The organism is Chryseobacterium sp. MEBOG07 (assembly GCF_021869745.1).
GTDB classification, from domain to species: domain Bacteria; phylum Bacteroidota; class Bacteroidia; order Flavobacteriales; family Weeksellaceae; genus Chryseobacterium; species Chryseobacterium viscerum.
The window spans coordinates 1,086,778-1,100,006 of the sequence record NZ_CP084579.1 but is presented as its reverse complement, the minus strand read 5'-3'; the positions used below and the strand labels follow the sequence as shown (position 1 = coordinate 1,100,006).

General features: G+C 34.7%; 8 protein-coding genes and 1 pseudogene. 1 reads left to right on the top strand and 8 read right to left on the bottom strand.

The features are described from left to right. Nucleotide 1: 1 nt before the first annotated feature. Entirely contained in the window at nt 2-973 is a 972-nt protein-coding gene (locus LF886_RS05075) for a YihY/virulence factor BrkB family protein (RefSeq protein WP_236852994.1), read from the top strand. Between the two features lie 58 nt (nt 974-1,031). Here LF886_RS05075 and argS read toward each other — a convergent pair. The 8 genes and pseudogenes from argS to LF886_RS05040 all read right to left on the bottom strand — a co-directional run bounded on the left by argS (nt 1,032) and on the right by LF886_RS05040 (nt 12,900). Then, nucleotides 1,032-2,790, bottom strand: a pseudogene (argS, locus tag LF886_RS05070) (arginine--tRNA ligase). A 171-nt stretch (nt 2,791-2,961) separates the two neighbouring features. Then, nucleotides 2,962-3,357, bottom strand: coding sequence for a lipocalin family protein (locus LF886_RS05065; protein ID WP_236852993.1), 396 nt, complete (start codon nt 3,355-3,357; stop codon nt 2,962-2,964). A gap of 60 nt (nt 3,358-3,417) precedes the next feature. Then, nucleotides 3,418-4,470 carry a SusD/RagB family nutrient-binding outer membrane lipoprotein gene (locus LF886_RS05060; protein ID WP_262913039.1) on the bottom strand — a complete coding sequence of 351 codons (1,053 nt, stop codon included), beginning with the start codon at nt 4,468-4,470 and terminating at the stop codon, nt 3,418-3,420. Further along, nucleotides 4,467-4,877: a SusD/RagB family nutrient-binding outer membrane lipoprotein gene (locus LF886_RS23880; RefSeq protein ID WP_262913038.1), complete on the bottom strand. Its 411-nt coding sequence runs from the start codon at nt 4,875-4,877 to the stop codon at nt 4,467-4,469. The genes LF886_RS05060 and LF886_RS23880 overlap by 4 nt, the downstream gene beginning before the upstream one ends. 4 nt (nt 4,878-4,881) lie before the next feature. Further along, a complete protein-coding gene (locus tag LF886_RS05055) occupies nt 4,882-5,154 on the bottom strand; it encodes a hypothetical protein (protein WP_236852992.1) in 273 nt (90 codons plus the stop codon). A 74-nt stretch (nt 5,155-5,228) separates the two neighbouring features. Next, on the bottom strand, nt 5,229-7,841 hold the full coding sequence (locus LF886_RS05050; protein ID WP_236852991.1) for a SusC/RagA family TonB-linked outer membrane protein: 2,613 nt from the start codon (nt 7,839-7,841) through the stop codon (nt 5,229-5,231). 409 nt (nt 7,842-8,250) lie between these two features. Further along, nucleotides 8,251-9,849, bottom strand: a complete 1,599-nt coding sequence (locus LF886_RS05045; RefSeq protein WP_236852990.1) for a SusD/RagB family nutrient-binding outer membrane lipoprotein — start codon at nt 9,847-9,849, stop codon at nt 8,251-8,253. 15 nt (nt 9,850-9,864) lie between these two features. Continuing rightward, complete coding sequence (locus tag LF886_RS05040; protein ID WP_236852989.1) at nt 9,865-12,900, bottom strand: SusC/RagA family TonB-linked outer membrane protein; 3,036 nt, start codon at nt 12,898-12,900, stop codon at nt 9,865-9,867. Nucleotides 12,901-13,229: the final 329 nt, after the last annotated feature.

Below are 13,229 nucleotides of genomic sequence, written 5' to 3'. Positions count from 1 at the left end.
TATGATCAATACTGCTAAATTTTTCTGGGAAGTTCTAAAAGATACATTTACTGAATGGAACAATTCTTCTGCATCAAAAGATTCAGCAAGTCTTGCTTATTATGCCATCTTTTCTATCCCCGGATTATTGATCATTATCATCTGGGTACTTGGAAATTTCTTTGGGGAAGAGGCGATCCGTGGACAAATCAGCACGCAAATCAGCGGTATTATGGGCTCCGATGTAGCCAAAAGTATTGAAAGTATGCTGGCAGGTGCCCTTATTGACAAAAAGAATATTTTTATGAAAGCTGTGGGAGTCGGATCATTAGTTTTCGGTTCTACTACCTTATTCTTTCAGCTTCAGCATTCATTGAATACGCTTTGGGAGGTAGAAGCTGCTCCTAAAAAGGCACTTGTCAAGTTTTTACTGGACAGAGCCAATTCATTGGGAATGATTCTGATTTTGGGATTTCTTCTGATGACTACTATGATTTTATCTTCTCTGATCAGTCTGTTTAATAAAATAATCACTCAGTATTTTGGTTTTGAAACCTATATGCTGGTAGAGTTTGTGAATTTTGCGATAGGTTTTGGAATTGTCATGTTCTTATTTGCTCTGATGTTTAAAGTACTGCCTGATGTTCTGATCAGCTGGAAACCGGTATGGAAAGGGGCATTTCTGACTACTGTTTTATTTACGCTCGGAAAATTTTTATTAAGCCTTTATTTTAATCAGATAAAACCTACTTCAGCCTTTGGTGCTGCCGGAACGGTTATTCTGATTATGATGTGGATCAACTATTCCTGTATGCTGATATTCTTTGGCGCAGAATTTACCAAAGTTTATACCTATAAAAAAGGATATAAAGTTGTTCTGTCCAAACATGCACGATGGACACCTGCAAAACTGTATTCAGACAGTCTGAAACAGATGAGTGTTCCACAAGAAGAGAATACTCCCCCGGAAGCTTCAGAAGCAAAGCGATCTTAAAATATCAACTCTATTTACAATAAAAAAGCCTCCTGAAAATTCAGGAGGCTTTCTATTTTTACATTCTGTTTACTGTTCCGATTCCCAGCAATTCTAACGATTTTTTTATCGTTTTTGCTGCTAGATCTGAAATATTCAAACGGAATTGTTTTACATTTTCATCTTCCTGATTCAGAATTGGATTATTCTGATAGAAAGAGTTGTATGCTTTTACAAGATCATAGACGTAGTTCGCAACTAAAGCCGGGCTTAAAGTTTCCGCTGACTTAGCTACTACAGTTTTAAAGTTGGTCAACTGCATAATCAATTCTTTTTCAGATTGATTTAATTCAATATCAGCCGTTTCTGTGTTCAAAGTACCTGCTTTAGACAACAATGACTGAATACGCGCATACGTATATTGAATGAACGGACCTGTATTTCCGTTGAAATCGATACTTTCTGCCGGGTTGAAAAGCATCTTTTTCTTAGGATCTACTTTAAGCATAAAATACTTCAATGCTCCTAACCCTACCGTTTCATAAGAGGTTTCCTTATCTTCTTCAGAAAGGCTCTCCAGTTTTCCTAATTCCTGTGCCTTAGATTTTGCTGTTTCATACATTTCCTGCATCAGGTCATCCGCATCTACAACAGTACCTTCACGGGATTTCATTTTCCCTTCAGGCAGTTCTACCATTCCGTAAGAAAGGTGATACAACTGATCTGCCCACTCATATCCTAGTTTTTTCAGGATCTTAAATAAAACCTGGAAGTGGTAATCCTGCTCATTTCCTACTGTATAGATGAGCTTCTGAATATTATTTTGTTTAAAACGTTCAACTGCTGTTCCAAGATCCTGAGTCATGTATACGGATGTACCGTCTGAACGTAACAACAGCTTCTGATCAAGTCCTTCATCCGTAAGGTCACACCAAACAGAACCGTCTTCTTTCTGATAGAGTACTCCATTATCCAGACCTGCCTGAATAAGATCTTTTCCTAAAATATAAGTATTGCTTTCATATTGAACCTGATCAAAGTCTACCCCTAATCTTTTATAGGTCTCATTGAATCCTTTGTAAACCCATGAATTCATCTCAGCCCAAAGCGCTCTTACTTTCTCATCTCCATTTTCCCAATCCAAAAGCATTTTCTGAGCTTCTTTCATCAACGGAGCCTCTTTTTAGCCTGCTCTTCTCCTACTCCCTGGCCTATTAAATCTGCAATTTCTTTTTGTAGTTTTTGTCAAATTCTACGTAATAGTTTCCTACAAATTTGTCTCCTTTAGTATTGGTAGTTTCAGGAGTTTCTCCATGTCCGAACTTCTCCCAAGCCAGCATTGATTTGCAGATATGAATTCCTCTATCGTTGATGATCTGACTTTTGATTACATCATATCCAGCCTCTTTTAAAATCTGAGCTACAGAGAATCCTAATAAGTTATTTCTGATGTGTCCTAAGTGTAATGGCTTATTGGTATTCGGTGAAGAGTATTCTACCATTACCATAGAATTTTTCTTTTCTATCGTAGAAAAGTTCTTGCTTACAGATCTGAAATTATCTACAAACAATTGGTTTTTCACTTTTACATTAAGGAAACCTTTTACTACATTGAAACTTTCGAACAGATCAGAATATTCTGTCAAAGCTCCTCCCAATTCAATACCAATATTTTCCGGATTTTTCTTAAGCTGTTTTACCAATGGGAATGTAACAATGGTAAAGTCACCTTCAAAATCCGTTTTATTTTCCTGAACTTCCAAATTGATGTCTTTCAATTGAAAGACGTTTAAAATCACCTCCGAAAGCTTCTTCTCTATTATATCTTTAATATTCATGTGTATCTATTACTTTTTTAAAGACTATGGGAAATAGTCTTTTCTTCTCAAAATTTTAAAGTACAAATATACGGAAATAAAAAAACCGCCCGAAGGCGGTTTTATAGGTAAATAAGAATATTTATTCTTTTCTGAAAACTAAGACTGCCTCGTCATTTCCAGGCGTATTATCTAAGTTTTTGCTGTTGTCCCGAATCCTAAGCTCAGTATCAGAATATGACTGTACTTCTTTTTCATGGTTTTAGTAATACCTGCCTCCGTATAGGTTATGGTAAGAGTATTATACAAACTATCATAGGTCCATTTTCCAACAAAAGAGTCTGATAAAGTACAATTTCCGGAAATTCCGGCTTCATACCTGTCATAAGCTCCTGAGAAATCTGCATTGATCATAATAACTCCTTTATCTTCACAATCATTCAGTGCAATATTTTTGCCTCTGAATTCATATTTATACGGCTTCCAGCTCCCATTAATACTTACATTTTCATTTACAACTGTACGGTCATCATCACTAGAACATGATGCAATACTTATGAAAAGAAGAATTCCTATAAAAAGTTTCATATAAACGTTTTTATATTCTTCAAGCCTATAAATAGGCTTGAAGAATAATTATTATCTAATTTAAAATTTATCCCAGAAAAGTTTTGTTGATACTTTATCTCCACCAATTTTTGCAGCAGCTGCATTTACATTAGTTGCATTCAAAAGATATTCCTGGTCAGAATAACGCATTCTAATTGGAACGGCTTCTACTCTGGAGTTTGAAGGGTTCACAAATACCGGGAAATCAAGTCTTCTTGCAAAGTTCCATGCCTGGAAGCCTTTATTAAACATGGCTATCCATGATTGCTCTCCAATTGATTTTTTCCAATTGACAGCATCATAAGGATTAGCAGCAGCGTATGTGTTAGCATCTGTATCACTCACCCCATATTCTTTCATAGAAGCTTTAATTGCATCTGAATACAAAGTGGCAGCGGCACCTCCAACGCTGAATCCTCTCTGTGCAGCTTCAGCTCTTAAAAACATAATTTCTGTATAATCTAACAGGAATCCCTGAGCATTTTCTCCCGAAATAGCATTTGTAAAGTGAGAATATTGTCCAAAAACGTTTTGTTTAGCATACTTTCCTCCAATATATGCACCGCTTACAGTAGTAAACCAAACAGCTCTTCTTGGATCATTTTTCCCATTCATGAAATTCATTAATACATCAGAAGGTAAAAAATCGTTTCTACCAGACTGGATTACATCCTGATAAACAGGGTTTGATAATAAACCTGAAGGGAAAGTCTGTAATCCGAAGTTATCTGCTTTTTCTGTAAATAATCCTCCTGAATATGCTGCTTCCGCATAAGTTTTAGCCAGAGCGGGTTCTACATCAGAAAGAGTAACAGCTAGCCTAAATTTCAAAGAATTACCCATTTTTTTCCATTTTGACATATCTCCCTTATAAATCAGATCATTAGAATACCCTGTACCTGAAGTATCAATCATAGCTAGAGCAGCATCTATCCTTTTGATAAGATCAAGATAAATTGTCTTTGCATCATCATAAGGAATTTCCGAATTTCCTGGATTTTCTGCAGTTGCCTTAAGAGCTCCAAAATAAGGAACATCTCCATATGTATCAACTAAATTAGCCCATGCATAAACATTTACCAATTCAATCATAGCAATATTATTTTTTTCATAACAGCGCTTACTCCCTCACCGTCAAGAAATTTTCTAGCATCTCTCAATGCTGAAAGAACTCCGGGAGAGTTTACTGTTGCTGAAGATGATGCCATTATACGATTATAATGGTTTCTAGGAATCGGTCTTGATACCATATCATATCTTGATTCATCAATATATGTTGTTTCTGACCATTGTTGTGTAAAAAACCGGGTAATATTACGGTTAACATTCACATTCAATATTTGATCAAGCAAAACCTGTTCAGCACTTGCAAAAAGTACTCCGGAAGGCACTTCTGTCGGATGCTTAGTATCCTCATTCAATGAAGTAATTTCTCTTTCACAAGATGTGAAGGTAAATGCTAGTGAAGCTAAGCCTATAGTTAAAAATATTTTTTTCATCTTTTTAGAATTTTAAAGTTACATCTATTCCAATATCACGAGTCGTAGGCAGCACCCCAATAGACTGTCCTTTTGCAGCCAATCCGTTCCCAGTTCCTGCTTCTGGATCAGCATAAGGTAAATTTTTATGGATGATCCATAAATTTCTTCCTACAATAGATATTTTTGCATCTCGAATAGAAGTATTCGCTAAAATAGATTTTGGTAACGAATATCCTATACTAGCTTCTCTTAATTTTACATAAGAAGCATCATATACGAATCTCTTATTTGGCATAACTCCATATCCATCTACACTACCTGCACTTGTTGGATCTCCGGCAACTGTAGTATTTTGATTTCCATTTGGATTTACCCTGGATTAATAATTCCGCTTTCTCTATAATAAGCTGTTTCTTCATATAAACCAGTTGATGTTCCATAAGCCATATCCGGAGAATACACATCTCCTCCTTGCTTCACATCAATAAGGAAGCTTACAGAGAAGTCTTTATAACGGAAACTGTTTCTTACACCTCCTACCCAGTCTGGTGTAATATTTCCAATAACCTGATTATTATTTCTCAGATAATTTCCACTAACCGGATCTACAATTTTGTTACCATTAGCGTCATATTGATAGTCTGATCCTACCAACGCTCCAAAAGCTTCACCTACACGAGCATTCAAAGAGACTCCATTCTGATAAGTTGCCATTAGATAATTCTGTGAATTACCATTTAGTGCAATAACTTTATTTTCGTTCTTAGACCAGTTCACATTAACATCCCAGGTAAAGTTATCTGATTTAAATGGTGTACCATTTAATTGAATTTCAATACCTTTATTATCAATTTGTCCAGCATTTACTAAGAATGTTCTGTATCCTGTCGCTGAAGATACCGGTAGATTAATAATCTGATCAATAGTTTTTGTCTTATAAATAGCAATATCAAATCCTAATCGGTTTTTGAAGAACTGAGCCTCCATACCAAATTCGGTTTCTTTGGATCTCTGAGGTTTCAAATTAGGATTTGCAAGAAAATAAGGTTGATCAAACAATCCTTCTCCTCTTGCTTTAAATGTATTTGCTAACCTGTAGTTAGATGTCGAAGAACCTACTTCTGCATAGTTTCCTCTTACTTTCCAGAAGCTTAACCATGGTTGTTTCACAAATTCTGACAAGATAAGGGATCCCGTTACTGATGGATATGAATAACTGTTGTTTCCTTTTGGTAAGTTAGAAGATTGGTCAACACGGAAAGTTCCATCTACAAATAAGAAATTCTTATAGCCAAAAGATGCTGTTGCATATAAACTTGATGTTAAAAATTTCGCATAATTTTCATCAGGAGGAAGTATTGTTCTCACAGAGTTAGATATAGCAAAAAGTCCTGGTTTAGATAAACCACCTTCTGTACTCATGTATACATTATCAATCAAGTTTCTTCTAACATTTCCTCCGGCAATACCACTAACATTCAAATCAGGAGTGATATTAAATTTATAGTTAGCAAATAAATCAAAGTTCATTTCTGAATTTTTAACATTCGTTCTGGCATATCCTGATCCAACATTAAGACCCGAAGCTCCAAATACCTGAGGCAATGACCCGTTCATCAGTCTTTCTTCTACAACCATTTGCAAATCATCATAGGATAATTTTCCGGTAATACCAAAGTTTTTGGAAACGTCATATTTTAATTGCGCATAGCTAAAAACTCTTGTTCTATCATCTGATTGATAACTCTGATATCTTTGGAAATAAGGATTATTCCAATATTGAGGAGTTCCATCATCTGCAGATGTTCTGTTCCAGCTAAAGTTACTGTTTCCATTGTTTTGATAAGCATTTCTTAGTGCAGCTACATCCACATTGGTTTGCCACCATTGTCTGAACCCAGAAACAATATTGTCCGAATATCCTGTTTCATTTCTTCCTCTTGTACCTTGTAATGTTAATGTAGTAAAGACTGAAGCGTGTAATTTATCTGTAAAATCATGGCTGAATTTTGCAGAAATTGTATTTTTTCGTAGTTCTGAATTTGGCATCAGACCATTGGAAAGCATATTGGAATATGATAAGGAAAGGTTTGAGGTTTTATTTCCTTTTTCAATGGTAATTGAATTAACGTATGTGACTGGTGTTTCAAAGAATTTAATAGGTCCATTTTTAGCAGCTACCCAAGGTGTTGCTTTACCATAATTAGGAGAGGACGGGTCAAATGAATCCCATTGATAAACCAATGAATTAGGATTAAATACAGGACCATAAGAAGCATCATCACCGAAGTTTGCATAATTATATCCTCCAGGCCCTGGATTTTCGTTCCAGGATTCACCTCCGTATCCAGCTCCGTATTTAGTCTGATATTTTGGGAATGTAGATTTATCAATAAATCCGGCTGTAATTCCAGAACTTAAAGTAACTCCCCAGCTTCCGTCATTATTTCCTCTTCCACTTTTGGTTACAATAAGGATAACCCCATCACTACCTCTTTCCCCATATAATGCAGACGCAGCTGCACCTTTTAGTACGTTAATAGATTCAATATCTTCTTGGTTGATATCTGACAAAAAGTTACCATAATCGAAAGGGGCTCCTGTTGTCACTGTTGTATTATTAACAGGTGAACCATCAATTACAATAAGTGGAGATCCACCGTTTAAAGATTTGTATCCTCTGATCAAAAGGTTCGCAGATCCGCCAAAGTTGTTGTTTGTATTTACCTGTAATCCGGCCACCTTACCTGAAAGAAGAGATGCTACATTTCCGGTATTGGTAGTTCCACCGGTCAATTCTGCAGCTTTTACTTCTTCAGAAGCATAACCAAGAGATTTTTTCTCTCTTTTAATCCCGAGTGCAGTAACGACTACACCCTCAATTTCTTTTGTTTTAATAGTATCATTCTTCTGCTGGGCGTTCGCAACAGCAATCGAGGATGACATTACTAAAACAAGAAGACTTGCTGTTAGTTTCTTCATATCAAATTAATTTTTGTGACTTTACAAATTTGTAAAACTTTCTTAATATCACAAAGCAAAATTTAAAAAAAATGCATTTGTTTTAATATTTTAAAACAAAAACAACAAAATAATTATTAAAATAAGTTAAAAACAAAATATTTAACAAAAACAATCCATTTAAATCTTAATTTTCTTTAAGAAATAATAACAATCATTTAAATTGATATTATCTATAATAAATTGCAGCACATTAACACTAAAACAAATTGAATATCAACAACTTGAAAAATAAAGAGAGCGAAAAAACAGTTGTAAATACTCAATATGCTATGCTAGACATATTTTTATATTGTAAAAAGAATTCCCCCTTTAAACGAAAAAAACCGCCCGAAGGCGGTAAAATATATTAAAATTGTAATTATAAAAATTAGTTTCTAGCCCAGAAAGGGGTATACTGATTTTTGCTAAATACATCTGCATTACTAATAGCAGGTACATTACTCGCATTACCAATATATTCAGAAAGAGGATAAATCAATCTGTTCGGTTTTGGATTAGATGCTATTGTAGCTAATGGCGTCACAGGGAAACCAGTTCTTGTATAATCAAAGAATGACTGCTCTGGATTAACACCCGTTAAAGCAATCCATTTCTGAGTCATAATTGCTTCTAATTTGTTAGCGTTAGTTCCTGTCCATCCTAGACCAGCAACATTTTGTATTGCAGTAAGATAAGCTGGAGCTCCTGTAGCTCCAAAGAAGCTGTAAGAAGCAGTAACAGCAGCAGTGAAATTACCTGCTCCGTCAGAAAATAAACCTGGATATCTCAAAGCTGCCTCTGCTTGTAAGAATTTCGATTCAGCTCTAGTCATAATACAACCGGATTTAGCTGATGCTTTAGCAACATAATCTGCAACATCTATATCACCACCTGGCAATAATTTAGGAGAACCTTGACCAATCGTAATACCATAACTAAATCTGGAAATAGCTGCCGGTACCCCTGGCTGACCTGGTAAATTACCCTGTCTGATACCCGATACTTTACCTCCTACAAGATCAAACATTCTTGCGCTTCTACCATCTACAATTCCGTTAAACTTCTGATAAACCGGGCGAGCATCTCCACCATCATTACCATTTAAAATAATAGCAACATGTTCAGAAGCTACATTAATAGAATAGTTTGCACCTGGTGTTCCAGAGCTCAGATATACAAAGAAATTGGTAAATGGATTTTGTTGTGCATCGTTAGCTGCAGAGTATCCTGGGTTTTCTAAAACATCTTCATCAATAAAATCAACTCCACTAAGTGCTGCTAATTTTTGATCTCTATAAGCAGCCATGTCCCCTGTTACGTTAGACATTCTTAACAGAAATCTTAATTTTAATGTATTACCAAAAGCTATCCATTTATCCGTATCTCCCCTAAAAACGATATCACTACTTGGGCTATTTCCTGAACCTGATTCTAATGATTTAATAGCATCATCTATATCTGTAATAGAAGCCTTATAAATATCTTCACCTTTATCATATTTAGGAGTCAAATTATCTTGTCCTTTAAAAGCTTGAGAATAAGGCATATCACCATATAAATCAGTTAAAATCTGAACATAATTTGCTTTCATGATTTTAGCCATAGCTTTATGCTGAACATACTGATTACCTGGATCATTATAAGTAATGATTTTTTCAAAATTAGCTACCCCTTTGAAAATATTATCCCAAACATCATTATAAAACGTATTGGAAACATTGGGTTTATAATCATCAATAAATGGAGCTCCATATACCAATGAGTTTCCAGCCGTTGAGTTCATTACTACACTAGCAAATCTATTTAACGTCTGAGATTGCTTTGCATAAGTTAATGTTATTCCAACTGGAAGTAATTCATTAGGAGTAACTTTATCAATTGAAATATTATTAGGATCTTCGTTGATATCAAGGTATTTGTCACATGATACTGAAGCAAATAACATGGTTATGGATAAAACCGCTGTCGTTATTTTTATATTTTTCATAATTTTTTTAATATTTTAGAATGTCGCTTTTAGGTTAATTCCAAAAGATCTTTGAGATGGATATTGCTCAGCAAGTGCAATACCTGCTCCATTTCCACTTGTATAAGAAGTTTCAGGATCTGCATAGTTTCTGTTTTCTTTTGAATATACAAAGAATGGATTTCTAGCAAATAAACCTACAGTAATACCCGTTACAAAAGTGGATGATAATACTGATTTCGGAACATCATAAGATAAACCAATTTCTCTTACTTTGAACGCAGTAGCATCTAATACCATCGGCTCACCCAATCTTTGTAAAGATTGTGAACTGAAATATCCAGCTACACCATCATAGTCTGCAGTTCCTCCAACAGGCGTATTGTTCTGAACATACTGTCCGCCCACCATCTGAACTGAGTTAGGAATCACATATCCTTTACTTCTATCAAAACCAGCAGTTTCTTCGCTAGCTCCGGTAAACGTCAAGAGGCTCTTACTAAATGAAGCAAATTTTCCTCCCTTACGATAATCCATTGTAGCAGAAAGCGTAAAGCCTTTAAATTTAAGTGAAGTATTAAATCCAAGTGTATAATCAGGAGTTACTCTACCCATACTGCTCAATTTAGTATTTTGTAATGGAACTCCATCAGCTCCTACAATAATTCTTCCTTGATCATCTCTTTGGAAAGTTGTTGCTTTGATAACCTGCAGATCAGACCCTTTAATGGCAAAGACTCCAATTCCAACAGTTTGGTAAGGCACCGCAAGAGCTACCTCATCTAATCCGTTAGGCAAGTCAATTACTGTAGATCTTGATTTAGCAAAAGAAGCTCTTACATTCCAAGTAAAATTTTGAGATTTAAATGGAGTAATCCCTAGGTCAATTTCAAATCCTCTCATTCTGGTTTTACCAAAATTATCTTTCAGTTTATTTATTCCTGAAGTATTTGAAACATTGGCATCAGTAATCAAGTCTTTAGTATCTGATTGATAAATTGATCCTTCTAATGTAATACGATCATTTAAGAAACCTAACTGAACATTCAAGTCATATGTAGAAATAAACTCAGGTCGAATTTTTCTATTAGTTTGCGTATCATCTATACCATATCCAGGTAGATTAGGGAAAGGATAGCCTGCAGGGGCAATACCTACATTGGAAGTATCATAAGGCAGTACACCAGATGTATTCCCTACCCTAGTATATCCTGGTGCGATTTTGATATAATTGATAATATCATTACCCTTCAAAGCTTCAAAAGCTTTTGTAGGAATAAATGAAAGACCTACAGAGTAATAAGGATATGACTTATTATGAACTTGTCCATTATAATAGGTAGACAATACAGAACTTTCTTCAATTCTGAAAGTAGAGTTTAAGAATAAGTAATCTTTGTAAGATAAATCTAAATTGGCAAATCCAGCAATAGTTCTCTGTCTTGTAGTTGTATTCTCAAAAAGAATGTTATCCAACACAGTTGCACCTGCTGAGTTTCCTGGCTGAATAAGGTTAGTAACGTTTCTGATATCATACCATCCCGGAATCACTAAATTTGTTCCTCCCATTGATCTGGCAGTTCTATAGCTATCCTGAATATTGTTACCAATGTTCAACTTCATATTAATATTATCCGTAAGATCATAATTGAAGTTCAACATTAAATCTCCATAGTAACTTCTTGTACTAACAGTACGGTTGATGTAGTATGAATCAAAGTTGGAGCTCCTTGTATAATCCTGTAATGTTCCACCATCTAACACAAGTCCGCTTCCATTGTACACTTGACTCGCTTTGAAACCATCATCATGATTATCAGATCTGGAATTATTTAAATATAAATTTCCAGTATATGTTAAATTAATATTTTTATTAAAATCATACTGTAATGATAAGATTCCTGATAAATAATCGTTAACAGTATTCTGTCTTGTATGTTCTAATTGATAATAAGGGTTCTTTGTAAAAGCAGACAACCCTCCTGCAACGCCAGAATTTCTGTATTTTCTAATATCATTCATTGAAGGCATCTGTAGGATATCGCTATATAAATCTGCGCTAGACTGGTTAGTAACCTTACTGATGTAGTTTACAGTTCCATCTATTCTTAATTTATCCAGCTTTTTCCCTGCTTTCAATAAGAAACTATTCTGTCTTAATTGGTCACCTTCAACAACAAAATCATTTTCTAATCTGTTAATGGATAACATTGCATAAGAATCTGCCCCTCCAGAATTAATAGTAACTCCATTTTGTAAAATCACTCCATTTTTGAAAAACTTCGAGAAGTGGTTGTCTACAGGAGCATATTTTTCAAAGATAAAACTACCATCTGCCTGTGGTAACCCTGATGGAACCATTTGTCCTCCAATATTTGGATCATTGTAAGCAGGCCCCCAAGACATATTTTCAAAAGGTACGTAAGTTGTTCCATTATAATTTGGATCTCCAGCACTAAAAGCTGGCTCATGAGGATACCCCTTACCATATTGCTTTTGTATTATAGGAAATTTGAAAGCTTGGCTCATCTGGATTGAAGATGTCAGCGTAAACTGCATCTTTTCACCCTTCGCTCCTTTTTTAGTTGTTACAATAATAACCCCATTCACCCCTTGCTGTCCATAAAGAGCAGCTCCTTGAAGTCCTTTAATTACGTTTACGTTTTCAATCACCTCTGGTGGTAACTGAGCTAAAACAGAAGCAGAAGAAATTACATTATCAATTACAACTAGAGCTTCATTCCCCCCTGAAATTGATTTATTTCCTCTGATTACAATCCTACTTGATGCTCCTACACTGTTATCCGTCTGCGTAATCTGCAACCCAGACACTTTACCTGTTAGAGCCTGAACTGCATTCGGAGCAGAGGCCTGATTTAATTCCTTAGTACCTACTACTTGTTGTGCATTGGTAATGGCGTCAACCTTTTTCTTAATACCTAAGGCACCAGTAACTACAACTTCTTCAATAGTCTTCGTTTTTATTGTATCACCCCCTTTTTCTTGGGCATTTGCAATAAAAAAAGATGAAGAGAGTGCTACAATAAGTACACTAGTTGTTAATTTCTTCATGTTAATTCAATTATTTTTTACAGGCTACAAATTTGTAAAACTTTCTTAAAAACACAAAGCAATTTCTTAAAAAAATATAAAATTTTAAATTATTGCTAATAAAAACACTTAATAAAATAATAATTTTTGTTAAAAATAAATATTTTAACAAAAATTTTAAATAAAAACAATCAATAATTTTTCAATACATCAACATTATCTATTTATTACTATTTATCACTATATAATGAGAAAAAAAACAATAAAAAACTCATCATTTACACATATAATCAATAAACAAAAAGAAATCAAAACAAAACAATAAAACACACACTACAACCTTTCATTGT